At 64.0% G+C, this 26,415-nt stretch carries 24 protein-coding genes; 15 read left to right on the top strand and 9 right to left on the bottom strand.

The features are described 5' to 3' along the window. Positions 1-253: 253 nt before the first annotated feature. The 3 genes from PNAP_RS04800 (at position 254) to PNAP_RS04790 (ending at position 5,209) form a co-directional block, all read left to right on the top strand. On the top strand, positions 254-1,063 hold the full coding sequence (locus tag PNAP_RS04800; protein ID WP_198140671.1) for a hypothetical protein: 810 nt from the start codon (positions 254-256) through the stop codon (positions 1,061-1,063). Beyond that, positions 1,018-2,943 carry a ClpP-like prohead protease/major capsid protein fusion protein gene (locus PNAP_RS04795; RefSeq protein ID WP_011800372.1) on the top strand — a complete coding sequence of 642 codons (1,926 nt, stop codon included), beginning with the start codon at positions 1,018-1,020 and terminating at the stop codon, positions 2,941-2,943. Before PNAP_RS04800 ends, PNAP_RS04795 begins: the two co-directional genes overlap by 46 nt. A 595-nt stretch (positions 2,944-3,538) precedes the next feature. Next, positions 3,539-5,209: a SulP family inorganic anion transporter gene (locus PNAP_RS04790; RefSeq protein WP_011800371.1), complete on the top strand. Its 1,671-nt coding sequence runs from the start codon at positions 3,539-3,541 to the stop codon at positions 5,207-5,209. Positions 5,210-5,275: 66 nt separating this feature from the next. Here PNAP_RS04790 and bamE read toward each other — a convergent pair whose 3' ends face one another. After that, complete coding sequence (gene bamE / locus PNAP_RS04785) at positions 5,276-5,788, bottom strand: outer membrane protein assembly factor BamE domain-containing protein (RefSeq protein WP_011800370.1); 513 nt, start codon at positions 5,786-5,788, stop codon at positions 5,276-5,278. 118 nt (positions 5,789-5,906) lie between these two features. On the opposite strand from bamE, the gene PNAP_RS04780 reads away from it, so the two are divergent. The 6 genes from PNAP_RS04780 (at position 5,907) to madM (ending at position 11,150) form a co-directional block, all read left to right on the top strand. Beyond that, positions 5,907-6,125 (top strand): DUF3460 family protein, encoded by a 219-nt coding sequence (locus PNAP_RS04780; RefSeq protein WP_011800369.1) that lies wholly within the window; start codon positions 5,907-5,909, stop codon positions 6,123-6,125. A 98-nt stretch (positions 6,126-6,223) separates the two neighbouring features. Continuing rightward, positions 6,224-7,075, top strand: coding sequence for a segregation and condensation protein A (locus PNAP_RS04775; RefSeq protein ID WP_011800368.1), 852 nt, complete (start codon positions 6,224-6,226; stop codon positions 7,073-7,075). Between the two features lie 35 nt (positions 7,076-7,110). After that, positions 7,111-8,688 carry an L-aspartate oxidase gene (gene nadB / locus PNAP_RS04770; RefSeq protein ID WP_011800367.1) on the top strand — a complete coding sequence of 526 codons (1,578 nt, stop codon included), beginning with the start codon at positions 7,111-7,113 and terminating at the stop codon, positions 8,686-8,688. A 174-nt stretch (positions 8,689-8,862) separates the two neighbouring features. Beyond that, positions 8,863-9,777, top strand: coding sequence for a LysR family transcriptional regulator (locus PNAP_RS04765; RefSeq protein WP_011800366.1), 915 nt, complete (start codon positions 8,863-8,865; stop codon positions 9,775-9,777). A 183-nt stretch (positions 9,778-9,960) separates the two neighbouring features. Further along, positions 9,961-10,380: a malonate transporter subunit MadL gene (madL, locus tag PNAP_RS04760; RefSeq protein ID WP_011800365.1), complete on the top strand. Its 420-nt coding sequence runs from the start codon at positions 9,961-9,963 to the stop codon at positions 10,378-10,380. After that, positions 10,377-11,150, top strand: coding sequence for a malonate transporter subunit MadM (gene madM, locus PNAP_RS04755; RefSeq protein WP_011800364.1), 774 nt, complete (start codon positions 10,377-10,379; stop codon positions 11,148-11,150). Before madL ends, madM begins: the two co-directional genes overlap by 4 nt. Before the next feature lie 150 nt (positions 11,151-11,300). Here madM and mdcH read toward each other — a convergent pair whose 3' ends face one another. From mdcH to mdcA, 7 genes are read right to left on the bottom strand one after another with little or no spacing between them, the layout of a single operon-like run. After that, positions 11,301-12,236, bottom strand: a complete 936-nt coding sequence (gene mdcH, locus PNAP_RS04750) for a malonate decarboxylase subunit epsilon (RefSeq protein ID WP_011800363.1) — start codon at positions 12,234-12,236, stop codon at positions 11,301-11,303. After that, on the bottom strand, positions 12,233-12,928 hold the full coding sequence (locus PNAP_RS04745; RefSeq protein ID WP_049763638.1) for a malonate decarboxylase holo-ACP synthase: 696 nt from the start codon (positions 12,926-12,928) through the stop codon (positions 12,233-12,235). The genes mdcH and PNAP_RS04745 overlap by 4 nt, the downstream gene beginning before the upstream one ends. After that, positions 12,922-13,728 carry a biotin-independent malonate decarboxylase subunit gamma gene (gene mdcE / locus PNAP_RS04740; RefSeq protein ID WP_011800361.1) on the bottom strand — a complete coding sequence of 269 codons (807 nt, stop codon included), beginning with the start codon at positions 13,726-13,728 and terminating at the stop codon, positions 12,922-12,924. The genes PNAP_RS04745 and mdcE overlap by 7 nt, the downstream gene beginning before the upstream one ends. After that, positions 13,721-14,599: a biotin-independent malonate decarboxylase subunit beta gene (locus PNAP_RS04735; RefSeq protein ID WP_011800360.1), complete on the bottom strand. Its 879-nt coding sequence runs from the start codon at positions 14,597-14,599 to the stop codon at positions 13,721-13,723. Before PNAP_RS04735 ends, mdcE begins: the two co-directional genes overlap by 8 nt. Then, positions 14,596-14,919 (bottom strand): malonate decarboxylase subunit delta, encoded by a 324-nt coding sequence (locus tag PNAP_RS04730; RefSeq protein WP_011800359.1) that lies wholly within the window; start codon positions 14,917-14,919, stop codon positions 14,596-14,598. The genes PNAP_RS04735 and PNAP_RS04730 overlap by 4 nt, the downstream gene beginning before the upstream one ends. 8 nt (positions 14,920-14,927) lie before the next feature. Then, on the bottom strand, positions 14,928-15,812 hold the full coding sequence (locus PNAP_RS04725) for a triphosphoribosyl-dephospho-CoA synthase (protein ID WP_011800358.1): 885 nt from the start codon (positions 15,810-15,812) through the stop codon (positions 14,928-14,930). Continuing rightward, positions 15,812-17,470: a malonate decarboxylase subunit alpha gene (gene mdcA, locus PNAP_RS04720; RefSeq protein ID WP_011800357.1), complete on the bottom strand. Its 1,659-nt coding sequence runs from the start codon at positions 17,468-17,470 to the stop codon at positions 15,812-15,814. The genes PNAP_RS04725 and mdcA overlap by 1 nt, the downstream gene beginning before the upstream one ends. Positions 17,471-17,587: 117 nt before the next feature. Here mdcA and PNAP_RS04715 point away from each other — a divergent pair, with 117 nt between their 5' ends. After that, complete coding sequence (locus PNAP_RS04715; protein ID WP_011800356.1) at positions 17,588-18,235, top strand: tRNA-uridine aminocarboxypropyltransferase; 648 nt, start codon at positions 17,588-17,590, stop codon at positions 18,233-18,235. A 160-nt stretch (positions 18,236-18,395) separates the two neighbouring features. Here PNAP_RS04715 and PNAP_RS04710 read toward each other — a convergent pair whose 3' ends face one another. Further along, positions 18,396-20,417 carry a sigma-54-dependent Fis family transcriptional regulator gene (locus PNAP_RS04710; protein ID WP_011800355.1) on the bottom strand — a complete coding sequence of 674 codons (2,022 nt, stop codon included), beginning with the start codon at positions 20,415-20,417 and terminating at the stop codon, positions 18,396-18,398. Between the two features lie 26 nt (positions 20,418-20,443). Here PNAP_RS04710 and PNAP_RS04705 point away from each other — a divergent pair, with 26 nt between their 5' ends. The 5 genes from PNAP_RS04705 (at position 20,444) to secB (ending at position 26,395) form a co-directional block, all read left to right on the top strand. Next, positions 20,444-20,764, top strand: a complete 321-nt coding sequence (locus tag PNAP_RS04705) for a hypothetical protein (protein ID WP_041376526.1) — start codon at positions 20,444-20,446, stop codon at positions 20,762-20,764. Between the two features lie 20 nt (positions 20,765-20,784). Beyond that, positions 20,785-22,932, top strand: a complete 2,148-nt coding sequence (locus tag PNAP_RS04700) for a hydantoinase/oxoprolinase family protein (protein WP_011800354.1) — start codon at positions 20,785-20,787, stop codon at positions 22,930-22,932. Between the two features lie 11 nt (positions 22,933-22,943). Beyond that, entirely contained in the window at positions 22,944-25,268 is a 2,325-nt protein-coding gene (locus tag PNAP_RS04695; RefSeq protein ID WP_011800353.1) for a hydantoinase B/oxoprolinase family protein, read from the top strand. A gap of 57 nt (positions 25,269-25,325) precedes the next feature. After that, positions 25,326-25,832 (top strand): acetone carboxylase subunit gamma, encoded by a 507-nt coding sequence (locus tag PNAP_RS04690; protein WP_011800352.1) that lies wholly within the window; start codon positions 25,326-25,328, stop codon positions 25,830-25,832. Between the two features lie 74 nt (positions 25,833-25,906). Next, a complete protein-coding gene (gene secB / locus PNAP_RS04685; protein ID WP_041376525.1) occupies positions 25,907-26,395 on the top strand; it encodes a protein-export chaperone SecB in 489 nt (162 codons plus the stop codon). The last annotated feature ends 20 nt before the right edge of the window (positions 26,396-26,415 follow it).

The following is a 26,415-nucleotide window of genomic DNA, read 5'->3' as shown; positions in this document are numbered from 1 at the left end:
TTGAAAGTCTGAAGGGCATCAGTGCAAGCCGAGCGCGTCGAGGTGGATAAGTCCATTGGTCAACAAGGCCCCCCGTTTGTTGGGTCCTCCCGCAGACCTCTCGCATACGGGTAATTCGAACCGCGATTTTTTTCTAGTTCACAGTTTTCTCATGAGGTAAGTAAGTATGTCCATGAAGCCCTTAGACGAAAAAGACAGGCAAGCCATGCAGCACCTGATCGACGGCTTGGCATGCTGCGCCTATGGCATTGCCATGCTGCAGCTGCGCAGGTTTCCTCAGGATCAAGTCGTGGCGGTGCTTGAGCGTGTAGCCGCTGGCGAAGTGGTCATGACGTTGAGCACTTCCATGACGGGTGATGAAACCGCGCTGCTGGGAATATTTCACGACCGCTCAAGCCATGCCTCCGTGGAGTTTTTGCACCAGGTGCTTCAACCCGCTGGCGAGGCATCGCTCAAGAGTGCGCTGGACGAAATGCCAGCGACGCCCGCCGATAAGCTGGCCGCGCTGTTTCAGGGACTTTCCCGCAGTAGCGTCACCAGTCCGGTTTTGCCATCCGTCCGCGAGTGGGCCATGGCCGGTATCCGCTCTGCGGTGCAGTCAGGTGACTCCCTGGACGAAACCCTAGGCTTCAAAGGCGCGGGCAAGAGAAGCCTGGCCGCGACGCTGGACACGCAAAACCGCGACCGGAGCCTGCTGGCCGCATTGCAGCATGTTGCCGTGCCTGATGCCGGTGTGTCAGATTGGGAACGGTGCCTGAGGCTGGCCAAGCTCATCAAAAGCTTTTCAAAAATCGACTGGCCCAAGGTTTGCCGGGATGCTGCGCCAGCGCCTGGCTGGCCACAATGGAAAAAATGCCTGTTTGCCGCAGCTCAGAGCGCCCATGGAAGCAGCCCGAAGGATTGCAAACTGCCGTCCTCAGCCACACGCCTTTACCAGATCGTTCAAGCGAACACGGGCTATTCATTGAAGGGAGGAGCGGCGACAGTGCTTGCTAGTTATCGCAAATCAGCCAACACATGTCCACTTCAAAAATCTCCATCTTCTCTGAAATCGGCAGCGTAGTAACCGCCGAAAACATCCGCTCGCAGCTTTCCTACATCGATGACGCCACGCCGTTGATTGTTGAAATCAACAGCGAAGGCGGCAGCGTGTCCGAAGCCGTCGCCATCTACAACCTGCTGCGCACCTGGAAAGGCGGCGTGACCGTGGAAATTGTGGGCTGGGCCTTGAGCGCAGCAACCGTTATCGCCATGGCCGGGCAGCGCATCAAGGCCCATGCCACCTCTCTCATCATGGTTCATGCGCCCTGGACCAATGCCTCCGGCAATGCTGGCGCCATGCGCGAAAACGCGGCGCTGCTCGACCAGGTAGCCCTCACGATGCAAGCCGCTTATGCCCGCACCAGGCAGCCAGCCAAGACCTTGGCCGCCTGGATGGATGGGCAAGACCACTGGTTTACAGCGCAGGAAGCCCTGGCGCTTGGCCTGGTGGACGAAATTATCTCAGCGGACGCCCGTGCGGCGGCGCCCGCCAATGTTCTTGCCTGCCGCCATCCCATCCCTCTCAACTTTCAAACAAGGATTTCAGCCATGACCATTACCAATACCACACCTGATGCGGAACAGATCCGCGCCGAAGCCATCCGCGCCGATGGCGAGCGGCGCCAAAGCATCCGCTACAGCTTTGCTAAGTTTTCCAGCCGTGAGGGCATAGAAGCGGTGCAGCGTGCTTGCGAAGACGATCATCAATGCACCGCTGCTGCTGCAGGCTTGAAACTTCTGGCATTTTTAGGAAAAGACGCCTCCAGTGTGAATGGCTGGAATATCGTTAACCCAAACGATGGTTTTAGTTATAACGGCAACAGCACCGGCCCCCGCATGCCTGATTTCAAAGCAGCGGCTGTCGATGTCTTACTGGAGCGTGCCGGCATCCGGGTTGCCAAGCCTCACCCTCAGGCGGCTGACTTGCGCCGCACTTCTATCGTCGGGATGGCTGAGCGCATTCTCAGCATGCATGGCAAGTCGAGCGTCGGCATGAGCAAAGGCCAAGTTATCAAGGCCGCCATGTCCACCGATGATTTTCCGCAGTTGCTTTCAGACCTCACGGGCAAGGCCATGCGTGTGGGCTATAACTCTGCGCCTGCCACGCATGCCGGCTGGACCGGCGAGCGCGAAGTGTCCAACTTCAAAAAGCAAACGCTCGCCATGCTGTCTGAAGCGCCTGGCCTGGAGCAAGTGCCGGAAGGCGGCGAGTACCGCTTTGGCGCTTATGCCGAGTCTGCTGAATCATTCACAGTGAAAACCTACGGCAAGATGGTGCGCTTCACCCGTCAGGCGCTCATCAATGACGAGCTGGGCGCCCTCACGTCGATTCCAAGCACCCAAGGCGCAGCGGCCCGGCGCTTGGAAGCTGACCTGGTGTACGGAAAGCTCACCAGCAATCCGGTAATGTCCGATGGCCTGCAGCTGTTCCATGCGGGTCATAGCAACCTGGCCGCTGCCGGCGCTGCCTTGAGTGTCGAATCGCTGGGCGCATCGCGTGCGGCCATGCGCAAGCAAAAGGGCATCAACGGCAGCGAGCATATCGACCCGCAGCCGCGTTACCTGCTTGTGCCTGTCACCCTGGAAACCAAGGCCGAGGCGCTGCTGAACTCTACGGTGGACCCATCGCGCAACAACAACAGCGAAAACCCCGATTGGATTCGTCGCTTGACGCTGGTGGCTGATCCGCGCCTTGACAGCAACAGCGAGGCGGCATGGTACCTGGCGACCGACCCAGCGCAGATGGAAGGCATTGTGCGTGCCTACCTGGAAGGCGAGCAGCGCCCGTTCCTGGAAGAGCAGGAAGGCTGGAAAACAGACACCACGGATTACAAGGTACGCCTGGATGTGGGTGTAGGCGTGATTGACTACCGTGGGCTCTACAAGAACCCCGGCGCGTAAGTAATACCGTTCGGCAGGGCGAGAAGTTGGCCATAGCCCTGAACAGCGAACGCCGGAGGCATCCGGTACCCATGGCCAGTACCCCGTAATTGGGCGGCAGTCCAATTGCAGCGCACCAGGGGACGCCTTTTGAAGTAAGCAATGAGGCTTTACGGTGCGCACCCCGTGCAGGCGCCTGCACAAATCATTACCCGGCCATGCGCTGGGTTTTTTGTTGGCGCTGGGTCTGTCGAGTTTGTCGAGTTTGTCGATAGTGGTAGAGGCGATTGAATAGTGTGTCAGTTTGTGCTGACGCCCGCACGGGTACACTTTTTCTTATGGGGGTATAAATGGGGGGAAGATAAAAAAATACCCTTGAAACCCGCATGAATGCTAGTGATTCTACGGACACCGCTTCCGCCAAGACCTGACCCCAAGCAATTGATTTGCTTGGGGTTTTTTCTTGTCCAGCTTTTCCTGCCGGCAAGCCCATGCGCTGATTTTTCGAGACGGCTCGAAGGCTAATCGGTTCGGCTGCCCTGGCCTGCAGAAAACTCAATCATTCGTGTCAATTCGTACTCGATCAAATGCAGGTCGAAGGGCACAATCACTGTTCATGCACCTGCCCTTTCATTTCGCCCGGTTTCGCCCGCGAATGCTGTCGTCGATGGCCAGCTACAGCCGCGAACGGTTCTTCAAGGATGCGGGTTCCGGCCTGACCGTTGGTATCGTCGCCCTGCCGCTGGCCATGGCCTTTGCCATCGCCTCGGGGCTCAAGCCCGAAGCCGGCATCTGGACGGCCATCATTGCCGGCGCGCTGATCGCCTCGCTGGGCGGCTCGGCGGTGCAGATCGGCGGCCCGGCCGGCGCCTTCATCGTCATCGTCTATGGAATCATCGAGCACTACGGCGTGGCCAACCTGCTGATTTCCACCACCTGCGCCGGGGTGCTGCTGTTCCTGCTGGGGTTTTTCAGGCTTGGCACGCTGGTGCGCTATGTGCCGGTCAGCATCGTCGTGGGGTTCACCAACGGCATCGCGGTGCTGATTGCGCTGTCGCAGATCAAGGACTTGTTCGGGCTGGAGATTCCCAAGATGCCGGCGGATTTTTTCTCGCAGCTGCGGGCGATTGCCCAGCACATTGACACCCTGAACCTGTATGCGCTCGGCCTGGGGCTGGCCTGCGTGATCGGCCTGCTGGTCTGGCCGCTGCTGTTTGACACGCAAAGGCGCTATTCGAACGCGCTCACCAACCGGCTGATCCGGCTGATCCAGGCCGGCGAAGGCCTGCAGCTCAAGCGGGCCACGCGCATTGCGTCGCACATGCCGGGGCCGATCGTGGCGCTGCTCACGCTGACGGGGCTGGCCTATGCATTGAACATGCCGGTGGAAACCATAGGCACGCGTTTTGGCGGCATTCCGCGCAGCCTGCCCGGCTTTGAGTTTCCGGACTTCTCGTGGGCGACGATGCGGCTGCTGGTGGCGCCGACCATCACGATTGCGCTGCTGGGCGCGGTCGAGTCGCTGCTGTGCGCCCGCGTGGCCGACCAGATTTCGGGGCTGCCGCGCCACGACCCGAACCAGGAACTGATGGCCCAGGGCGTGGCCAATTTTGTCGTGCCGTTTTTTGGCGGCATGCCGGCCACCGGCACGATTGCGCGCACCGTGACCAACGTGCGGGCCGGCGCGACCTCGCCGGTGTCGGGGCTGGTGCATTCCGTCACGCTGGTCACGGTGGTGCTGGTGGCCGCGCCGCTGGCGGTGCATGTGCCGCTGGCGGTGCTGGCCGGCATTTTGCTGTACGTCGCCTGGAACATGGGCGAATGGCGCGAATTTGCCGAACTCAAGCGCGCCAGCAACCACTACCGGCTGATCATGCTGGGCACGTTTTTCCTGACGGTGGTGTTTGATTTGACAGTGGCGCTGCAGGTCGGCCTGCTGCTGGCCTGCGTGCTGTTCGTCAAGCGCATGAGTTCGCTGTTCCAGGTGGAGATGGTTTCACACACCGAGGAGGAAGCCAGTTTTCGGCTCTATGGATCGCTATTTTTTGGCGCGGTGGCCAAGATCGACCCGATCCTGAACGTGGTGGAAAGCGCACCGCAGGGCCTGACGATACGCCTCGATGTGCAGTCGCTGCAGGTGCTGGACACCTCGGGCCTGGATGTGCTGGAACAGTTGCAAAAAGCGATTGTGTCGCGCGGCGGCCGCCTGGTGCTGGCCGGGCTCAATGCCCAGCCGCGCGAAGTCATGGAACGCTCGGGCTTCCTGGCGCATGTTGAAGCGCTATGAAAACAGTAGCTGTAAGCGCTTGCTGCTTGTGCGCAAAAGCCTCATTTCATTCGAAAACTTCAATACTCAGCGCCGGGGATTGACGCTTTCCTCGTCCACCGACCCGGTGCCCAGCACGCGCAAGTCCGCGTCAAACACCACGGTGAAAATCATGGGCGTGGACGGTGGGTTCAGGTAGCGCCAGTCGTAATGGGTTTCCCGCTTGAGGGCATAGGTCGTGACCTTCATCGGCTTGCCCAGCATCTTGCGCACCTGCTCCATCGACATGCCCGGCAGCACTTTGGCAAAGTTCTGCGGCGTCAAAACCTGCCTGAGCGCGCTCATCTTGCCGTCCGGCGCGATGGTGATCATGTAGTTGACCTGGCCTGCGGGCTGGCGGTTGTACTCCAGCGTGCGGGCGCCGGGCTCGGCGGCTGCGCCCGGCATGGGCAGCGAGGCCATGTCGCGCGCCTCCCAGATTTGCTCGGGCTCGCCAAAGCGCGCGCGCACATCGGCCTCGGTGGCCACGCCCTCTTCCAGCTCGTTGATGCGCTGCTGGTCGCAGCCGGCCAGCCCCAGGATGAACGACAGCAGACCCATGCACAGCACCTTCCTGGTTGAAACGACGGACCCGGCAGGCGAGGGAAAACGAAATAATGAACGCAAGGCAGACCCCCGGTAAAATCCCGCCACTATACGTTTTTAGGCAATCCAGACCATGTCCATTTTTCGCCGTCCCGACTACACCTCTGAAATCACCTCGTTCATCGACGGTCTGAAGGCGAACAAGCCCACGCTGGAAACCGAGCAGCGCGCCGGTCGCGCCATCTGGTGGGACAAGAACCTGAACCTGGCCGACCAGGCCGACTACGGCGAGGCCCGCGTGGCGCAAGAAGCCTATGTCTATCGCACCAGCCCCCATCCGAACGGCAATTAAGCAAGAAATGGGCTTGCAGCCGGCAAGGCGCCGGCGCAGGCAGCTCTGTTTTTTATAGCAGCAACCTGAATGAACTGATCCCTTTCGCTGCTGCCTTGATGCCACCGAACTCACTTCCCCTGCAGGCGCTGCCCGCCGCCATCACCCTTGACCTGCCGGGGCTGATCGACCCGGTCGCGCTGGCCCGGCTCTACGGCGAGCCGATGTTCGCCATGCCCAAGGACCTGTACATCCCGCCGGACGCGCTGAAGGTGTTCCTCGAAGCCTTCGAAGGCCCGCTGGATTTGCTGCTCTACCTGATCCGCAAGCAGAATTTCAACATCCTCGACATTCCGATGGCGGCGGTCACCCGGCAATACCTGGCCTATGTCGATGAAATCCGCGCCACCAACCTGGAGCTGGCCGCCGAATACCTCTTGATGGCCGCGATGCTGATCGAGATCAAGTCGCGCATGCTGCTGCCGCCCAAAAAACAGGATGCAAGCCAGGAAGCCGAAGACCCGCGCGCCGAACTGGTGCGCCGCCTGCTCGAATACGAAAAAATCAAGCTGGCCGCCCACAAGCTCAACACCGTGCCGCAGCTGGGCCGCGATTTTTTGCTGGCGCACGTGCATGCAGAGCAATCGACGCAGCCGCGCCTGCCCGATGTCACGCTGGTCGAACTGCAGGAAGCCTGGCAGGGCATCGTCAAACGCGCAAAATTGGTCCAGAACCACGTCATCACCCGCGAGGAACTCTCGGTGCGCGAGCACATGAGCATCGTGCTGCGCCGGCTGCAGGGCCGCAAGTTCCTCGAATTCGAGGAACTGTTCGATGCACCGGGCGGCATGCCGGTGCTGGTCGTCACCTTCATTGCGCTGCTGGAGCTGGCCAAGGAATGCCTGCTTGAAATCACCCAGGCCGAGTCGTTCGCGCCGATTTATGTGCGGCTGGCCTACACGCCGGCCTGATTTTTTCCTTTGTTTTCTTTTTTGCCCCTCACCCTATGACCCACGATTTTGATGTTTTGATTGTCGGCAGCGGCTTGGCCGGCCTGTCCGCCGCGCTGCACCTGGCGCCCACGCACCGCGTGGCCGTGATCACCAAGCGCTCGATCAGCGACGGCGCCAGCGGCTGGGCGCAGGGCGGCATCGCGGCCGTGCTGGCCGACGACGACAGCTTCGAGGCGCATATCAGCGACACGCTGGTGGCCGGCGCCGGGCTGTGCGACCTGGCCGCCACGCGCTTCGTGGTCGAGAACGCGCCCGCCGCGATTGCCTGGCTGCGCGCGCTGGGCGTGCCGTTCTCGCTCGAAGGCGAGCAATTGCACCTGACGCGCGAGGGCGGCCACGGCGCGCGCCGCATCGCCCACGTCACCGACGCCACTGGCGCGGCCGTGCAGAACACCCTGATCGACGTGGTGCGCGCCACGCCCGGCATCACGGTGTTCGAGGACCACACGCTGGTCGATGTGATCACCTCGCGCAAGCTCGGTTTGCCCGGCGCGCAGCGCTGCCTGGGCCTCTATGCGCTGGACGAAGCGACCGACGAAGTGCTGACCTTTCGCGCGCCGCACACCATCCTGGCCACGGGCGGCGCGGGCAAGGTCTATCTCTACACCACCAACCCCGACACCGCCACGGGCGACGGCATCGCTGCGGCCTGGCGCGCCGGCTGCCGCGTGTCCAACCTGGAGTTCATCCAGTTCCACCCCACCTGCCTGTACCACCCGCTGGCCAAGTCCTACCTGATCAGCGAGGCGGTGCGCGGCGAAGGCGGGCGGCTGGTCTTGCCCGACGGCACGCGCTTCATGCTGGAGCACGACGCGCGCGCCGAGCTGGCGCCGCGCGACGTGGTGGCCAGGGCCATCGACTACGAGATGAAAAAGCGCGGCCTGGACTGCGTGCAGCTCGACATCTCGCACCAGAGCCCGGAGTTTTTGCACGAGCATTTCCCCAACATCCTGGCGCGCTGCGCCGAGCTGGGCATCGACATCACGACCCAGCCGATTCCGGTGGTGCCGGCCGCGCACTACACCTGCGGCGGCGTGCTGACCGACTTGGCCGGCCGCACCGACCTGCCCGGCCTGTTCGCCGTGGGCGAGACCGCCTGCACCGGCCTGCACGGCGCGAATCGGCTGGCCAGCAACTCGCTGCTCGAATGCATGGTGTTTGCCCGCGCCGCCGCCCAGGTCATCGCCGCCGCGCCCGTCCTGCCTTTGCCAGATTTGCCGCAATGGGACGACAGCCGCGTGACCGACGCCGACGAGGCCGTGGTTATCTCGCACAACTGGGACGAGCTGCGCCGCTTCATGTGGGACTACGTGGGCATCGTGCGCACCAACAAGCGCCTGGAGCGCGCCGCGCACCGCATCACGCTGCTGCAGACCGAGATCAGCGAGTTCTACGCCCACTTCCACGTCACGCGCGATTTGCTGGAGCTGCGCAACCTGGTGCAGGTCGCCGAGCTGATCGTGCGCTCGGCCCAGCTGCGCCGCGAAAGCCGGGGCCTGCATTTCAGCCGCGACTACCCAGAACTGGCGGCGCCGGCTGCGGCGACCATCCTAGTGCCGCCCGTGGCCTGAGCCAGGGCAGGCATGGATTGCAGCGTCCGACCTGTTTTATGAGAAAAACAGGGCTTTTGCGCTTGTCCAGCATGCGCCTTCAGCTCTCTTTTCAATAGCAATCCATGCGTAGTGCGCATGGCAAAAAGACGGCATGGTGGCCCTACAATCCGCTGAAAAACCAGAAAGGCCGCCATGCACAACCGTATCAGCGAAGAAATCACCTTCCGCAAGCTGGAGGTGCTGCTGGCCTACATGGAAACCGGCAACCTGACGCGTGCGGCCGAACTGCTCGATGTCAGCACGGTCAGCGTGCACCGCGCGCTGCACTCGCTCGAAGAAGGCGTGCGCTGCACCCTGTTCCGGCACGAAGGCCGCAACCTGCTGCCCACCGATGCCGCGCAGGTGCTGGCCGAGGTGGCGCGCGACGTGCTCAGGCTGATGGCCGACGGCATCACCTCGACCCGGCAGGCCGGCGGCTACGCGGCCGACAGCATCAGGATCGGCTCGCTGTATTCGCTCACCATCAAGACCGTGCCGACCCTCATCATGGGCATCAAGCTGCGCAAGCCGGAGTTGCAGACCGAACTGATTCTGGGCTCGAATGCGGACCTGCTGCAAAAGCTCAGGCAGGGCCTGGTCGATGCGACCCTGATGACGGTGCCCGAAGGCGAGGCCGACATTGAATCAATCCCGCTGTTCGATGACGACATCTATTTTGCCGCGCCGGTCGGCTCCCGCTACGCGAATCTGGACTTCGTTGACCTGAGCGCCTGCGCCGACGAGCGCTTTGTCAGCTTGAGCGAGGGCTTTGCCACCTACTCCGGCTTCATCGAAGCCTTTCGCATTGCCGGCTTCACGCCCAACATCGCCATGAAGGTGGGCGATATCTTCTCGCTGATGAACCTGGTGAGCGGCGGCATCGGCTGCACGCTGCTGCCGGGCCGGGTGCGCGACGTGATTCCCAACAAGGTGCAGCTGATCCCGCTGCAGCCGAAGTTCCTGATGCGCCAGCACATCGGCCTGAACTTCCTGCGCACCCGCGAGCGCGACCCGAACCTGCTGGCCCTGGCGTCGGTCTGCCGCCTGTCAAGGCAGGCGCTGGCTTGAGCCAAGGGTTAACCCTCGACTGTTTCATCCACTGAAATCGTGACGCCAGCGCGTTAATTGATCTGCCCTGGCGCCGCCGATAAAGTTGCGGCCAAGAAGCCAACGCGGCAAGCCTTCCGGCTTGTGCGGGACCCGGTTTCGAATACCCGGCCGCGCACAGGCCGCACAAAGGAGACAAGCATCATGATCATCTACGGGGTAGCGCTACTGTCCATCTGTACCTTGCTCGGGGTACTGATCGGCGACCTGCTGGGCGCGGCAATCGGTGTCAAGGCGAATGTGGGGGGCGTCGGTTTCGCGATGCTTCTGCTGCTGTTTTTCTCCGAGCATCTCAAGAGCAGCGGCCGCTTCGTGCAGCAATCGTCGCAGGGCGTGGCCTTCTGGACGGCCATGTACATCCCGATCGTGGTGGCCATGGCAGCGCAGCAAAACGTGCTGGGCGCGATCAAGGGAGGGCCGATGGCCCTCATCGCGGGCGCCCTGGCGACCGTGGTCTGCTTCGCGCTGATTCCGGTCATCGACCGCATCGGCAGGCCTGAACTTGAACCGCAACCGGCAGAGCAGCAGCCGTCCGGCCAGCACCGTCCAGGGGAAACGGCATGACCAGCACGCTTGACATATTGACCAGCGTGCTCGTCAAGAACGGGCTGCTGACGGCTTTCGCGGTCGTGGGCATCACGATGTGGGTGTCGTATGTGCTGTCGGCGCGGCTGACGCGCGGCCACCTGCAGGGTTCGGCCCTGGCCATCATGCTGGGACTGCTGATGGCCTATATCGGCGGCGTCGTGACCGGCGGCAAAAATGGCGTGGTGGACATCAAGCTGCTGAGCGGCATCGGGCTGCTCGGCGGCGCCATGCTGCGCGACTTCGCCATTGTCTCGACCGCCTATGGCGCGACCCTGACGGACATGCGCAAGTGCGGCGTCAGCGGCATTATTTCGCTGTTCCTGGGCGTGGTGCTGTCCTTTGTCGTTGGCGGTGCCGTGGCGATGGCCTTCGGCTATACCGACGCGGTCAGCATTGCCACCATCGGGGCCGGCGCGGTGACCTACATCGTCGGGCCGGTGACCGGCGCGGCCATCGGCGCCAGCTCCGAGCTGATCGCCCTGAGCATTGCTGCAGGCCTGGTGAAGTCGGTGATGGTCATGATCGGCACGCCTTTCTTTGCCAAGTACATCGGCCTGGACAATCCGCGCACGGCGATGGTCTTCGGCGGCATGATGGGCACCACCAGCGGCGTCTGCGGCGGCCTGGCGGCGGTGGACCCCAAGCTGGTTCCCTACGGCGCCATGACCTCGACGTTCTACACCGGCCTGGGTTGCCTGATGGGACCGTCGGTGCTGTTCTTCGCCACCCGGGCGTTGATCGGCTAGAGCAATGGGCTCACCCTGACGCTCCATCACGGAATGCAAAGCGCCCAGCGGTTTTTTGCTACTGAATTCATAGCCTCTTGCGCAGGCCACGCCTGCGCAAGAGGCTTATTTCATGCTGAAAAGTCGTTTACAGGTCAAACCGGGTTCGCTCTATTGTTCGCGCTGCCGCTCCCGCGCCATCAGAACCGACAGGGTGTCGGCGCGCGTGTCGGCGGCGGCCACCGACAGGGCCTCGGGAAACGCCAGCGCGCCGAGCTTGGTCAGCACGCTGCCCGGCGGCATTTCCACGCTCAGGCGCACGCCCTGCTCGTGGGCCAGCACCGTGGTGTCGTGCCATTTCACCGGCAGCGCCATGTTGCGCGCCAGGTCGTCGGCAATGCGGGCGGGCGCACTCAAGGCGCGACCGAGGCTGGCGCTGAAGTAGCGCAGGCGCGGCGCGGCCACCGACACAGCGGCCATGGCCAGCGCCAGTTCGGCGGCCGGCGCGTCGAGCAGCGGGCAGTGCGACGGAACGCTGATCGCCACCGGCTTGGCGGCGTAGGCGCCCCGCTCCTGGGCCAGCGCGGCCACGCAGGCCATGGCGGCATGCGAGCCGGCAATCACCAGCTGCGTCGGGGCGTTGATGTTGGCCAGGTACACGGGCGAGTCTGCGGAATGAATTCGGGCGATCAGCGGCTCCAGCGCGGCCCGCTCCAGGCCCAGGATCGCGGTCATGCCGTGGCCGCCGGGATAGGCCGCCTGCATCAGCCGGGCGCGCCGCTCGACCAGCCGCAGCGCATCGGCATAGGACAGCACCGACGCGACCACCGCCGCCGGATAAGCGCCCACCGACAGGCCCGCGACGGCATCGGGCGCGCCGGCCTCGTGAATCAGGTAGCGCGCCGTGGCGACGCCGGCAATCAGCAAGGCGAGCTGGACCGCGACCGACGAGCGCAGCGCCTCGGCACTGTCCAGCGACAGCGCGTCGCGGCCCAGCACTTCGCTGGCTTCGTCCAGCGCATCGCGAACGAGCGCGTTCTGCGGCAACGCATGCAGCATGCCAGCGCGTTGCGCGCCCTGGCCCGGAAAGGTGAACAGGATGCTCATGCCGGCATGGGGCGGCAGGCGGCATCGAAAGAGGCGCTGTCCGGACTCGACCAGGCGTTGTCGGTCAGGACGGGGCCACGGTGGGTCTTGAGCAGAACCGGCCCGCCGGTGCGCACCCATTCCTGCAAGGCAAAGGCGCCGAACGGTGTCTCGACCTGCGCATCGACGCGCGCCTCAAGATCGCGCAGCAGTTGGGCGACAGCGCGCAGCGCATCGGCATCGGCCGCCAGCGGCGCGCGCAGGATCAGGTCCAGGTCGCTGTCGGGGCGCAGCACATCGAAGCCGCTGGCCAGCGAAAAACCGACGCCGCCCGTCACGCCCCACGCCAGCGGCAGCGCATCGAATGCAGGACCGAGCCGGGCCAGCGCCTGCAGGCAGGCCAGCGGCGATTCGCGCACCCGGGCACTGCCTGCCGCGCTGCGGGCGATTTCCTCCGGTTTGAGCACCCGCACGGCGTGACCTGCCGCCATCCATGCCGCGCAGCGCTCGCTGCGCGTGGCGCCACGCAGCCCCACCGGCACCTGGGCCGGATCGGCCAGCGTGGCTCGCCGCACCACCACCGGGGCCACGGCAAGCCAGTCGGGCGTGGCCCAGGGCGGCGGCGGCCCTGAAAAGACCAATGACGAAGCCGCCAGCGGCCACAGCAGGTCGTGCGGCCGGTAGCCAGCCACGCCCGCCGGCGCCTTCACCATTGCGCGCGCAGCTTCTCGCGTACCAGCGACGAAGCCTGCCGGTTGGCGCCGCCCAGACGGCTGCGCAGATCGGGCGCCGGGTCGGCGCGGATGTTGTCCAGCGCGGCCACGAGCGCGCCGCGCACGATGTCCACATCGGCGGCCGACGGCTGTTCGGCGCTGCCCACGTCCACCAGCTTCCACAGCAAGCCCAGCGTGGCGTAGCTAGCGATGTCGTAGGCCATCGGCGGCACGTCGGCGGCCAGCCGCTCCAGATCCTCGACGCTGCGCAGCGTCACGCGGGCGGCGGCGGCCTTGCCCATGGCATGCACCATCACGCCGTCGTCGTTCAGCGCAATCAGCCGGTTGGCCTGGTAGCCGTGGGCCAGGAAGGCGCCGGACATCGCCTTGCCGACGATCAGGCCGATCACCGGATGGCCGTGCTGGCGCGCCTGCGCATAGGCCCCGGCGGCGCCGGCCAGCGCCTGGTGGATGCCGAAGGCCTCCTCGCGCCGGCCATAGGCCTGGCTGCTGACGTCGATCACCGCGACGATGGCGCGTTTGGCGCCCTCGCGATCGGCCGCGATGGCCTCATGCACGGCCTGCGCCAGCGCCCAGCCTTCGACCAGCCCGGTCTCGCCGGTGCGCGCGCGCGGGTAGCTGCTTTGGGCGTCCGGCACGACCGCGATGTAGCGCGCCGGCTGGCCTGCCAGCGGCGCATCGACCACGCGCACCGACGGCGGGTAGCCGGGCAGGCCTGTGGCGTTGCCGGTCAGGGCGGCCAGCCAGGTGGCGCCACGGCTCAAAGGGGTTTCATTCATGACCGGCTCCTGCGCTGTTGAGGTGGTTGACGTGATAGACCTGCCGCACGATGTCGGGCGTGGCCTGCACGCGGGCGTCGTAAGACGACAGCCGTTCGAGATAATGCCCGTACTGGTCGCTGCGCTCGACTTCCGGGCGGCCGCGACGCAGCAGGCCGGCGACGGTGTTGCGGATCTCGGTGGTGTCGTCCTGGACGTAGGCATCGACCAGCCCGGTGCGAAAGCGCTGCTCGCCCCCCGTGAAGCTCCAGATGAAGGGACGGTCGCGCGAATCGTATTCCGCAATGCCCGCCTCCTGCTCGATCACCTGCGGCCCGTTCAGGCCCACGCGCGCCTCGCGCGTGGCGACCAGGTAGCTGCACAGGCCGGCGGCAATCGACATGCCGCCGAAGCAGCCCACGCTGCCGGCCACCACGCCGATGACCGGCTGGTACTGCCGCAGATCGACAATCGCCGAATGGATCTCGGCAATCGCGGCCAGGCCCAGGTTGGCTTCCTGCAGGCGCACGCCGCCGGTCTCAAACAGGATGACGGCGCGCGTCGGCACGCCCTTGCGGTTGTCAGCGGCGGCCAGCTCCAGCGCGCCGGCTATTTTTGCGCCGCCGACCTCGCCCAGGCTACCGCCCTGGAACGCGCCTTCAATCGCCAGCACGACGGCCGGCTGGCCGTCGATCTGGCCCTTGCCCACCACCACGCCGTCGTCCGATTGCGTGACCACGCCCTGGCGCGCCAGCCACGGCGAGGTGACGCGCTCGAACGGGTCGATGAGTTCGCGAAACGTCCCGGCATCTAACAGCGCGCGCACTCGGGCGCGGGCGTCGAGTTCGACAAAGCTGTTGTGCTCCGTCAGGCTCAAGGGTGAATTGCTCATGGTTTTTCTCCTGCCGCAGCGTCGCCCAGCGACTGGAAAGCCTGCGCCACGCGCATGCCGACCACGCCCGGCGTCGCGCCAAAGTCGTTGATTTCAAGCGCTACCGCAGGCCAGCCCTGCGCATCGGCCTTGAACAGGCGGTCGAGCTGCGCCTGCCAGACGGCGCCATAGCCATTGACCGATGTGGTCACGCGCACGCGGGTCTGTCCCGCAATGCCCGGCTCCAGCAGCACTTCAAGGTCGCCGGAGCCGACCACGCCGACCATCACCCGCCCGGAAGCAGGCTGCCCCGCAGGGTACTGAAAATCAAAGGTTTCCATAAAAGCTTTCAAGGAAGTGAAGGCCTGCGGACCCGAAGGTCCAGGCGATCGAGGAACAAGGTGGCGGCCAGCAGATCGGCCGCGCCGCCCGGTGAGGCGTTCAAGGCCAGCGCCCGGGCATCGAGCTGGCGCAGCAGGCGCCGGCCCGTCAGGGTCGCCACGCCGCCGCCGGCCAGCACGGCGGCGGCGTCCGCCTGCAGCGCCCGCAGCGCCGCCGGCCCGGCGCGCGACAGCACGCAGGTGTCGTCCAGGCCGCTCAAAATGGCCAGCAGCGCATTCAGGCGGGACGCCGTCTCGCTGTCACCGCGCGAGCGGCTGCGCTGCAGCTCGGGCAGGCCGCGCTCGATGACCTGCGGAAAGCCGGCCTGCGCCTGGCCGCGCGCGCCAGGCACGCCAAAGTCGCGGCAGGCGCGTTCGCCCTTGTTGCCGGTCACCTGGGGCGCGTGGCGGTCCGGCAGGCGGGCGATGGTAGCGGCAAGGCGCGCCGCCGTTCGCGCCGGCCTGGCCGCCTCCGGCGCCATCGCTGCGCCCGCCACCAGCAGGCCCATTGCCCAGATCGCGCCCCGATGGGTGTTGATGCCCTGCGTGGTCTTCATCATGACCACCTCGGCTTCGCGGCCAATGCGACCCAGCGATTCGCGCAGCGCCAGCGTGGGCACGCCAGCGGCGGCGCGTGCGGCCTCGGCCATGTCCGCGAATGCCGGCGCCAGCGCACGGGCCGAGCGGCACATCAGGTCCAGGTCCAGGTCGGTGTGCGCACCCCGGCCCCGGCGGTCCACCAGCCCCGGCTTGGGCGTGAGCCGCGCCTCGTCGAGCAGCGCGTCCACCGCCTGCCCGGCCAGCCAGGGCGAGCTGCCCTGCGCCGGGGAAAATTCAAGGTCCAGCGCCGCCATCACCAGCTCCTGAACCGGGCCGGCGGCTCGTACAGCCCGCCGGACCAGTCCACCAGATCGGCCATGCTCTTGGCCGCGAGCAGCGAGCGCGTGGCATCGGCGCGGTTCACGCCCAGGTCTTCGGGCAACGCAATCAGCCCTTCGCTGCGCATGCGGCGCGTCTGGGCCGGGTCATGGCGCAGGCCAATCGGCGTGACACCGGCCACCGCCGCGATCATCGCCTTGCGCTGCTCCAGCGACTGCGCCTTGTAGAGGTAGGCAATGCCTTCCTCGGTCAGCACATGCGTCACGTCATCGCCGTAAATCATGACCGGCGCCAGCGCCATGCCCGAATCCCTGGCGACCTGCACCGCGTCGAGTTCCTCGACAAAGGTCGGCTTGCCGCCGGCCTGGAAGGTTTCGACCATCTGGACCACCAGCTTGCGGCCCTTCTCCAGCGGGCTGTCGGTCTGCAGCATGTCCAGCCAGGCGGGCGTGCTGTGGCGGCGGCCGCCGGGCTGATGGCCCATGTTGGGCGCGCCGCCAAAGCCCGAGAGCCGACCCCGCGTGACGGTCGAGGAATGGCCGTCGCCGTCGATCTGCAGGGTGGAGCCGATGAACAAGTCCACCGCGTACTGGCCGGCCAGTTGGCACAGCGCGCGGTTCGAGCGCATCGAGCCGTCGGCGCCGGTGAAGAACACATCGGGCCGCGCCGCGACATACTTTTCCATGCCGAGTTCGCCACCGAAGGAATGCACGCTCTCGACCCAGCCCGACTCGATCGCTGGAATCAAGGAAGGATGCGGATTGAGCGCCCAGTGGCGGCAGATCTTGCCCTTGAGCCCGAGCGACTCGCCGTAGGTCGGCAAAATCAGCTCGATGGCGGCGGTGTTGAAGCCGATGCCGTGGTTGAGCGACTGCACCTGGTGGCGCTCGTAGATGCCGCGAATCGCCATCATCGCCATCAGCACATGCACCGGCTTGATCAGGCGCGGGTCGCGCGTGAACAGAGGCTCGATGAAGAACGGCTTGTCGGCCTTGACCACGAAGTCGATCCACGAGCCCGGAATATCGACGCGCGGCAAATCGCCCACGTCGTCCACGATCTCGTTGACCTGCGCGATCACGATGCCGTCGCGAAAGGTTGCCGCCTCGACCAGCGCGGGCGTGTCCTCGGTGCTGGCGCCGGTGTAGAGGTTGCCGGCACGGTCGGCCGTGAAGCCGGCGATCAGCACGACGTTGGGCGTCAGGTCGATGTACAGGCGCGCATACAGCTCGATATAGGTGTGGATCGCGCCGATTTCGAGCTGTCCGTCTTCGAGCAGCTGCGAGATGCGCAGGCTCTGCGCGCCGGCATAGGAAAAATCGAGCTTGCGGGCAATGCCGCGCTCGAACAGGTCCAGGTGCTCAGACCGGCTGACGCTTGGAATGATCATGTGCAGGCCGCTGACCCTGGCCGGATCAACCCGGGCCAGCGAGCGCGACAGGAAGTCGGCCTGCTTCTGGTTGTTGCCCTCCAGCACCACGCGGTCACCCGGGGCGATCAGCGATTCGAGAAACGGCACGATGTCGGCCGTGGGCACCACGCGGCCGTCGGTGAAAGCCGCTGCGCGCGCAAGGCGCCGTTTCTTTTCGGTTCGGCGGGTATCCCACGACCGCGTGCCGGTTGGTAGTTGCATCTTTGCTCCAGAAAATGTTCCAGGAAGGCAAAGATAGCCGGGCCGGGCCGGCGCATCAATGAACCTCGCCGTGGATTCATTACGCTGCGCGCAAACATATCTTCCTAAAATCCTTCAATGACACCCGCCTCCCCGACCAAACGCCTGGCATGCGCCACCTGCCTGCGCCCGCAAAGCGCCTGCATCTGCCAGTGGATCACGCCCGTGGCGCACGAAGTCGAGGTGCTGATCCTGCAGCATCCGCTTGAAGTGGACAACGCCAAGGGCAGCGCGCGCCTGCTACACCTGAGCCTGCCGCGCAGCCGGCTGGTGACGGGCGAAGTGTTCGACCTGCCGGCCTTGCTGGCCGGGCCGCCCGAATCCGGCCCCACCAGGCAGTCGGTGCTGCTGTACCCGGACACGCCGCAAGACCAGGCGCCAAGCCTGTCGCCGCCGCCCATGCTGGCGCCCGAGCTGTTGCGCGACCCCTCGCGCTTGCGCCTGATCGTGCTGGACGGCACCTGGCGCAAGAGCCGCAAGATGCTCTACCGCAATCCGCTGCTGCAGCAGCTGCCGCGCCTGTCGCTGCAGGACATGCCGGCTTCGCACTACCTGATCCGCAAGGCGCACCGGCCCGACCAGCTGTCCACGCTGGAGGCGACCTGCGCCGCGCTGATGCAGCTCGAAGGCAGCGTTGAGAAGTTTCAACCCCTGATGGCGGCATTCGACGGCTTCGTGGCGCAGCAGCTGGGCTACCGCGCAGCAGGCGGCACGACAGGCTTCTAATCGCTATTTTTATTGATAAAAAATGGCTTCTGCGCTTATCCACATTGCATTTATAGCTATTTTTTTAATAGCAAAAACCCTGCATTGAATGAAAAGCCCGTGCCGACGATTTTTGTGCCGTGCGCAGCGCGCTTGCGCGTGGGGCCGCTCTGGCGGATCCTCACAAGTGATGGCTGCTCAGCGTGGGCTCCATGGGCATCAGCCCATACTTTCTGAGCTTGATATAAAGCGTGCTCTTGGCAATGCCAAGATGCTTGGCCACCAGCGTCAGATTGCCGCCGTCCGCCGCTATCGTCTTGCGGATGAACTCCAGCTCCAGGTCTTCGAGTTTGCCGATGCCTGGCGTGGGAGCCGGGCTGTTTTCTTCGGCATCGGACGCCCGCAGCGCGCCGATTTCGGGCGGCAGGTCTTCCAGGCCCAGCACTTCCCCGTCGGCCATCAAAAACATGCTCTCCACCACGTTGCGCAGCTCCCGCACGTTGCCCGGCCAGGCATACCGTCCAAGCGCAGCGAGCGCCTCGGGCTTGATTGTCTTGGGCGGGACGCTGTATTTTTTTGAAAGCTGGGAGAGAAAATGCGCCACCAGCAAGGGAATGTCCAGGCGGCGTTCAAGCAATGACGGAATCTGCAGGCTGGTGACCGATACCCGGTAAAAAAGATCCATGCGAAAGCGCCCGGCCGTCACCTCGTCGCGAAGATTGCGGTGGGTGGCAGACACCAGCTTGAACGACACCTTGCGCGGCGAATTCTCACCGATGCGGTAAATCTCGCTCTCTTCGAGGACGCGCAGGAAATGCGGCTGCAGCTCCAGCGGCATTTCCCCGATTTCATCGAGAAACAGGGTGCCGCCATTGGCCGCCTCGATCTTGCCCATCATGCCGCCGCGCCGCGCTCCGGTGAAGGAGCCTTCGCAATGGCCGAAAAGCTCGCTGGCCAGCAGGTCGCGCGACAGGCTGCCGCAGTTGAGCGCCACGAAAGGCCGCTCGCCGATCTGGCCGAAGCGGTGCAGGCCCTGCGCAAAATTTTCCTTGCCCACGCCGGTTTCCCCGAGCAGCAGCACCGACACGCTCGATTTCGCCAGCATTTTCGCTTTATGGATCGCCTGGAGCAGCGGCGCGCTGCTGCCGATGAGGGCCTCGAAACCCTTGACATCCGGGCTCTTCGTTTCTTTCGCGGCTTTTTCCTTTCGCTGCCAGCCCGATGCCATGCCACTGGGCTGCAGCACGGGAATCGTCAGCAGCGTTCCGATGCGCTCGCCGGCATCCACGATCGGCTCCAGCCAGTCGTCGCGCAGCCATTGCGGCGCCTCGGCGGGCGTGGCGGGCGCGAAGGTGCCGGTGCTCAAGGCTGAAATCTGGGTGGTGTTTTTCAGGTTGAAGTCGATGCCCCGGGCCAGCAGCGCGGCGGCGGCGCGCTCGTTGGCCTTGATCGGGAAACCGCGCCGGTCACAAATGATGACGCCGTCCGTCGCGCCGGACATGATGGCCGCGCCACGCTCCAGCAACTGGTAGCGGACATCCATCTCCAGCTTGGCCAGCTGGCTCTCGATGCGGCTGGCCGTGGTCACGGCCAGAGCCAGGCTGTGCGGGCTGAAGGTTTTGCCAAGACCGGAGACATCAATGGTGCCCAGGATTTTTCCGTCGTAGGGGTCGCGGATGACGGTGGCCGAACAGGTCCACTCCTTGATGCCGGCGCAAAAATGCTCTGCCGCGTGAATCTGTACCGGCTGGCCGATGGACAGCGCCGTGCCGATGGCGTTGGTTCCACACACCCGTTCACTCCAGCAACTCCCGGCGATGAGGTGGATAGCGCCGGCGGCTTCGAGTGCGCGCGGGTCGCCTTCAACGCCCAGGATCATCCCGTTCGGATCGCTCAGCATCATGATCGTCTCGCTTTGGGCGAGGAAATCCCTGGCCATGGCCATGACCTGCTTGGCCGCGCCCAGCAATTCACGGTGCTGGTGCTGCAGCGAATGCAGGGTTGACTCGTTGACCGGGGATGCCGCCTGCTGGCGGGCGGGATCGACATGCACCTCCAGGCAACGCCGCCACGAATCATCAATCAGGCAGCGCAATGCATTCGAGGGTGGCGTGTCCCCGCTCAAGAAGCGGTCCCATGCGGCCATGATGGCCCGGTTGTTCTGGGGATTGGAGAGTCGCTGATGTTGTTCGTAATCGCTCAAATTTTGTCTCCTGCAGGCGATTTTCCTTGTCTGAAATCTTGTCCGCTATATCGCCCGTCATTCTTGGCGACAACCGGGCGAGCGCGCACGAGGGTAAACCCCTGTTCGATATTCAACCGGACCAGGGGCCGGCGTTTGAAATTCAACCCCTTTGGACAGCCGTTTCAAAGGCCCTGTTTGCACTGTTTTCCAGCGTTTTCATTGGGAGAAAAGTTATTTTCAGCGCTGCCGGATTCATTGGCACGTCCTTTGCGAAATTGAGAGTGCGTTCAAAAATTTTGACCGCCCGTACACAGCCCGTTATCCATCAATCCATGCGTGCTGGCTGTGTTTTGGAAATGCTATGACCCACAGAGGAGACAGACACATGCAAGTTCACAGCTCACCCGTCCAGGTGATGGGCATCGATGCCGGCGGCACGATGACCGACACCTTTTTTGTCAGGGAGGATGGTTCGTTCGTCGTCGGCAAGGCGCAGAGCAACCCCGGCGACGAATCGCAGGCGATCTACGAGTCGTCCATTGACGCGCTCGCCGAATGGAACCGCCAGGTCGATGACGTTTTCCCTGAACTGCTGACCTGCGTTTATTCAGGCACCGCCATGCTCAACCGGGTGGTTCAGCGCAAGGGCCTGGACGTGGGCCTGATGTGCAACCGGGGCTTTGAAGACATCCATTCGATGGGCCGGGCCATCCAGAGCTACCTGGGCTATGCGCTGGAAGAACGCATCCACCTGAACTGCCACCGCTACGACGAGCCGCTGGTGCCGCTGTCGCGCACCCGTGGCGTGACCGAGCGCACCGACGTGCAGGGCCAGGTCGTGATTCCGCTGCGCGAGGAAGAAGTGCGCGTGGCCACCCGCGAACTGGTGGCACGCGGCTCCAAGGCCATCGTCATCAGCCTGCTGCAGTCGCACAAGAATGAAAAAAGCGAACTGCGCGCACGCGACATCTGCCGCGAGGAATTGAAGAAGATCGGCATGGACATTCCGGTGTTCGCCACGGTGGACTACTACCCTTCGCGCAAGGAAACGCACCGCACCAACACCACCATTCTGGAAGCCTACGCGGCCGAGCCGTCGCGCGCCACCTTGAAAAAGGTCAGCGACCGCTTCAAGAAGCACGGCGCCAAGTTTGACCTGCGCGTGATGGCCACGCACGGCGGCACCATCGGCTGGAAGGCCAAGGAGCTGGCGCGCACGATTGTCTCGGGTCCGATTGGCGGCGTGATCGGCTCGAAGTTTCTGGGCGAAAAGCTGGGCTACGACAACATTGCCTGCAGCGATATCGGCGGCACCAGCTTTGACATGGCCATCATCACCAAGGGCAACTTCGCCATCCAGTCCGACCCGGACATGGCGCGCCTGGTGCTGTCCCTGCCGCTGGTGGCCATGGACTCGGTGGGCGCGGGCGCCGGCAGCTTCATCCGCATCGACCCGTACAGCAAGGCCATCAAGCTCGGCCCGGACAGCGCCGGCTACCGCGTCGGCATGTGCTGGGCCGACAGCGGCCTGGACACCGTGTCGGTCTCGGATTGCCACGTCGTGCTCGGTTACCTGAACCCGGACAACTTCCTGGGCGGCGCCATCAAGCTCGATGTGAACCGGGCGCGCAAATACCTCAAGGAACAAATCGCCGACCCGCTGGGCCTGACGGTCGAGGACGCCGCCGCCGGCGTGATCGAGCTGCTGGATTTGAACCTGCGCGAATACATGCGTTCTGTCATCAGCGCCAAGGGCTACAACCCGGCCGACTTTGTCTGCTTCTCCTACGGCGGCGCCGGTCCGGTTCACACCTACGGCTACACCGAAGGCCTGGGCTTCAAGGACGTGGTGGTTCCGGCCTGGGCGGCGGGCTTCTCGGCCTTTGGCTGCGCCTGCGCCGAGTACGAATACCGCTACGACAAGAGCGTCGATGTGGGCGTGGGCCCCGATGCCACGGATGCGGAAAAGGTGCTGGCCTGCACCACGCTGACTGATGCCTGGGCGGAACTGGCGGCCAAGGTCATCGAGGAATTCGTGATCAACGGCTTCAAGCCGCAGGATGTCTTGCTGCGCCCCGGCTACCGGATGCAGTTCATGGGGCAGCTCAACGACCTGGAAATCAACTCGCCGATCACCAGCGCCTCCACGCTGGCCGACTGGGACAAGATGGTCAAGGCGTTTGACGACACCTATGCCCGCGTCTATGCCTCATCGGCCAGCTCGCCCGAACTGGGCTTTGGCGTGACCGGCGCCATCATGCGCGGCAGCGTCGTTTCCTCCAAGCCGGAACTGCCCGAGGAGCCCGACGCGGGTCCGGTTCCACCCACGCAAGCGCACATCGGCAGTCGCCCTTTTTACCGCCACAAAAAATGGTGGGATGCCCAGATCTGGTCGATGGAAGCCTTGAAGGCGGGCAACCGCGTCGTCGGCCCGGCCATTGTCGAGTCGCCATCGACGACGTTCATCGTGCCATTCGGCTTCGAGACGTATTGCGACGCGCACCGCCTGTTTCACCTCAAAGAAGTCAAGTAAGGAGAACCATCATGAACAGAATGTCAAGAATTGAACTGGGCTTGCCCGACCTGCTGGGCAACGGCAAGACGCTCAAGCAGCATCGCGATGAAGTGCTGGAGCGCACCCACAAGACCGGCTTTTACAACGGGCTCGAAAAGCTGGAGTTCAAGGACTCCGACCCGATCACCTACGAAAAGCTGTTTTCGCGCATCCGTGGCGGCCTGGTGCACGCCCGTGAAACCGCCAAGAAGATTGCCGCCTCGCCCATCGTCGAGCAGGAAGGCGAGCTGTGCTTCACGCTGTACAACGCGGCCGGCGACTGCATCCTGACCTCCACCGGAATCATCATCCACGTCGGCACCATGGGCGCGGCGATCAAGTACATGATCGAGAACGCCTGGGAAATCAATCCCGGAATCAATCCGGGCGACATGTTCACCAACAACGACTGCTCCATCGGCAACGTCCATCCCTGCGACATCGCCACCATCGTGCCGATTTTCTGGGAAGGCAAGCTGGTCGGCTGGGTCGGCGGCGTGACGCACGTGATTGACCTGGGCGCGATGACGCCGGGCTCGATGTCAACCGGCCAGGTCTCGCGCTTCGGCGACGGCCTGCAGGTGACCTGCCGCAAGACCGGCATCAACGACACGCCGCTGCGCGACTGGCTGCACGAGAGCCAGCGCAACGTGCGCACCACCAAGTACTGGATTCTGGATGAGCGCACCCGCATCGCCGGCTGCCACATGATCCGCAGCCTGGTCGAGGAAGTGCTGCAGGCCGAAGGCATCGAGAACTACACCCGCTTTGCCCACGAAATCATCGAGGAAGGACGGCGCGGCCTGCAGGCGCGCCTCAAGGCCATGACGGTTCCGGGTGTTTACCGCCGGGTTGCGTTCGTCGATATTCCCTACGACCACGAAGACATGAGCCTGGCGTCGGAATTCGGCAAGATGAACAGCATCATGCATGCGCCGTGCGAAATGACGATTCGCCCGGATGCCACCTGGCGGCTCAATTTCGAGGGCGCGAGCCGCTGGGGCTGGCACAGCTTCAATGCCAACCAAGTGGCCTTCACCAGCGGCATCTGGGTGATGCTGACGCAGACCCTGGTGCCCACGGCGCGCATCAACGACGGCGCCTATTACGCGACCGAATTCAAGCTGCCCAAGGGCACCTGGATGAACCCGGACGACCGCCGCACCGCGCACGCCTATGCCTGGCACTTTTTGGTTTCCGGCTGGAGCGGCATCTGGCGCGGCATGAGCCAGTCCTACTTTGCCCGTGGCTACCTCGAAGAAGTCAATGCCGGCAACGCCAACACCTCCAACTGGCTGCAGGGCGGCGGCATGAACCAGGACGGCGAAGCGCACGCGGTCAACAGCTTTGAGCCGGCGGCCTGCGGCACCGGCGCCTGCGCCATCAAGGACGGCCTGAACCACGCGGCGGCGGTCTGGAACCCGGAAGGCGACATGGGTGACATCGAGATCTGGGAAATGGCCGAGCCGCTGCTCTACATGGGCCGCAACGTCAAGACCAACTCGGGCGGCTACGGCAAGTTCCGCGGCGGCTGCGGTTTCGAGACGCTGCGCATGGTCTGGAAGGCCACGGACTGGAGCATGTACTTCATGGGCAATGGCTACATGAACAGCGACTGGGGCCTGATGGGCGGCTACCCCTCGGCCACCGGCTACCGCTTTGAAGCCCACAAGACCGATCTGGAAGCGCGCATCCGCAACGGCGAGTCGCTGCCCCTGGGCGCGGACCGCAACCCTGAAGACAAGGGCTACGAGCACCACATCAGCGCCACGGCCAAGGTCAAGCGTGACCAGCAATGCACGACCACCGAAGCGATTTTCGAAAACCACGACCTGTACCTGAACTACATGCGCGGCGGCCCGGGCTTTGGCGATCCGCTGGACCGTGACTGCGCCTCGGTCGAGACGGACATCAACAACCGTTTCGTGCTGCCCGAGTATGCGGAAAAAGTCTATGGCGTCGTGATTTCGCAAGGCAGCGACCAGGTCTGGAGCGTCGATGTCGCCAAAACCGCCACGCGCCGCAAGGCCATTCGCCGGGAGCGCATTGCCCGCGCCATTCCGACGCGTGACTGGATGAAGGAAGAGCGCGCTCGCATCCTGACCAAGCATGCCTCGATCCAGGTGCGCCACATGTTTGCGACCAGCTTTGGCCTGAGCGTCAAGTTCAAGGACGAGTTCAAGTCCTTCTGGGATCTGCCGGCCGACTGGGAATTGCCGGAGTCCGAACTGGGCGTGCCTTCCTTCGGCTCGACCTACCGGATGGACCTGTCCAAGATGCCGGACGTGCGCACCGTCACCCTGGTGGAAGAGTGATTCGACGCCGGGGGCCAGTCCCCCGGCTCCTGTTGGCCTAAATTTTTGGAGATAAAAATGTCTATCTATACACAAGAGCAAGTGAACTACCTGGTCGAAGGCAAGCTGGACTGGGAAACCACGATGCGCATGCTGTCGATGCCCAAGGACGGGGAGCGCTTTCGCATGTACGTCCATGCGCTGCAGTCCAAGCTGCCCTGGGACGACAAGATCATCCTGCCGATCAGCCTGCACCTCTACATCGCGCAGAACAAGACGAGCAAGGAATGGGTGACCAAATGCAGTTGCGGTCACGAGTTTGGCGACTACCGCAAGAACTGGAAGCTGCAGGCGCTGATCTATGTGCGCGACAACGCCGAAGCCATGCATGAGGTTTATCCGGCGCTGATGGCGCCGGATACCAACTGGCAGGTGTACCGCGAGTACTACTGCCCGAGCTGCGGCACCATGCATGACGTTGAGGCGCCCACCCCCTGGTATCCGGTGATGCATGAGTTCGAGCCCGATATCGAAGCCTTCTACAACGACTGGGTGCATCTGCCCCTGCCGGAAAAAGCCAGCTAAGCCAGTTTCAGGGCCGGGTGGTTTACCCGGCCCCTGCCATCCGCCCCCGCTACTTTTTTCAACGAAAGCACCTCATGCCAGACGAAAACAAGCAACCCCTTTTTCAAATCCAGCGCGTCTATCTGAAAGGCCTGTCGCTGGAGCAGCCGAACTCCCCGGCCATTTTCCTTGAGGAACAATCGCCCACCCTTGAAGTGGCGGTCTCCACGATCGCAGAGCAGCAAGCCGACGGCATTTTCGAATCCACCGTGACGGTGAGCGTGACGGCAAAAATCAGGGACAAGGTGGCCTTTCTCGTTGAGGCCAAGCAGTCCGGGATTTTCGAGATTCGCCACCTGCCCGCCGAACAGCTCAATCCGGCACTGGGCATCGGCTGCCCGACCATTTTGTATCCCTACCTGCGCGCGAATATTGCAGACGCCATCACCCGTGCCGGATTTCCGCCGGTGCATTTGTCCGAAATCAATTTCCAGGCGTTTTATCTGCAGCAGCAGAAGAACAAGATGGCCACGCAGCCAGGCCAGACGGCCGAGGAGCCGGCCATGGCACTGGAGCAGGAGTGAGCTTGATCTTGATTGAATCG

The sequence above is a fragment of the Polaromonas naphthalenivorans CJ2 genome (genome assembly GCF_000015505.1).
Taxonomy (GTDB): Bacteria; Pseudomonadota; Gammaproteobacteria; order Burkholderiales; family Burkholderiaceae_C; genus Polaromonas; species Polaromonas naphthalenivorans.
Note: the sequence above shows the minus strand (reverse complement) of the source record. Positions and strands in the feature narration are given on the sequence as shown.

Excerpts from the sequence above, each read along its gene's own strand:
- PNAP_RS04690 (WP_011800352.1), top strand. The coding sequence starts at position 25,326 with ATGTCTATCTATACACAAGAGCAAGTGAACTACCTGGTCGAAGGCAAG.
- mdcH (WP_011800363.1), bottom strand. The coding sequence starts at position 12,236 with ATGAGCATCCTGTTCACCTTTCCGGGCCAGGGCGCGCAACGCGCTGGC.
- PNAP_RS04735 (WP_011800360.1), bottom strand. The coding sequence starts at position 14,599 with ATGAGCAATTCACCCTTGAGCCTGACGGAGCACAACAGCTTTGTCGAA.
- bamE (WP_011800370.1), bottom strand. The coding sequence starts at position 5,788 with ATGGGTCTGCTGTCGTTCATCCTGGGGCTGGCCGGCTGCGACCAGCAG.
- PNAP_RS04715 (WP_011800356.1), top strand. The coding sequence starts at position 17,588 with ATGACACCCGCCTCCCCGACCAAACGCCTGGCATGCGCCACCTGCCTG.
- PNAP_RS04780 (WP_011800369.1), top strand. The coding sequence starts at position 5,907 with ATGTCCATTTTTCGCCGTCCCGACTACACCTCTGAAATCACCTCGTTC.
- PNAP_RS04745 (WP_049763638.1), bottom strand. The coding sequence starts at position 12,928 with ATGGTGAAGGCGCCGGCGGGCGTGGCTGGCTACCGGCCGCACGACCTG.
- PNAP_RS04790 (WP_011800371.1), top strand. The coding sequence starts at position 3,539 with ATGCACCTGCCCTTTCATTTCGCCCGGTTTCGCCCGCGAATGCTGTCG.
- PNAP_RS04725 (WP_011800358.1), bottom strand. The coding sequence starts at position 15,812 with ATGGCGGCGCTGGACCTTGAATTTTCCCCGGCGCAGGGCAGCTCGCCC.
- mdcE (WP_011800361.1), bottom strand. The coding sequence starts at position 13,728 with ATGAATGAAACCCCTTTGAGCCGTGGCGCCACCTGGCTGGCCGCCCTG.
- PNAP_RS04775 (WP_011800368.1), top strand. The coding sequence starts at position 6,224 with ATGCCACCGAACTCACTTCCCCTGCAGGCGCTGCCCGCCGCCATCACC.
- mdcA (WP_011800357.1), bottom strand. The coding sequence starts at position 17,470 with ATGCAACTACCAACCGGCACGCGGTCGTGGGATACCCGCCGAACCGAA.
- PNAP_RS04700 (WP_011800354.1), top strand. The coding sequence starts at position 20,785 with ATGCAAGTTCACAGCTCACCCGTCCAGGTGATGGGCATCGATGCCGGC.
- madL (WP_011800365.1), top strand. The coding sequence starts at position 9,961 with ATGATCATCTACGGGGTAGCGCTACTGTCCATCTGTACCTTGCTCGGG.
- PNAP_RS04765 (WP_011800366.1), top strand. The coding sequence starts at position 8,863 with ATGCACAACCGTATCAGCGAAGAAATCACCTTCCGCAAGCTGGAGGTG.
- PNAP_RS04695 (WP_011800353.1), top strand. The coding sequence starts at position 22,944 with ATGAACAGAATGTCAAGAATTGAACTGGGCTTGCCCGACCTGCTGGGC.
- PNAP_RS04800 (WP_198140671.1), top strand. The coding sequence starts at position 254 with ATGCTGCAGCTGCGCAGGTTTCCTCAGGATCAAGTCGTGGCGGTGCTT.
- PNAP_RS04795 (WP_011800372.1), top strand. The coding sequence starts at position 1,018 with ATGTCCACTTCAAAAATCTCCATCTTCTCTGAAATCGGCAGCGTAGTA.
- madM (WP_011800364.1), top strand. The coding sequence starts at position 10,377 with ATGACCAGCACGCTTGACATATTGACCAGCGTGCTCGTCAAGAACGGG.
- secB (WP_041376525.1), top strand. The coding sequence starts at position 25,907 with ATGCCAGACGAAAACAAGCAACCCCTTTTTCAAATCCAGCGCGTCTAT.
- PNAP_RS04730 (WP_011800359.1), bottom strand. The coding sequence starts at position 14,919 with ATGGAAACCTTTGATTTTCAGTACCCTGCGGGGCAGCCTGCTTCCGGG.
- nadB (WP_011800367.1), top strand. The coding sequence starts at position 7,111 with ATGACCCACGATTTTGATGTTTTGATTGTCGGCAGCGGCTTGGCCGGC.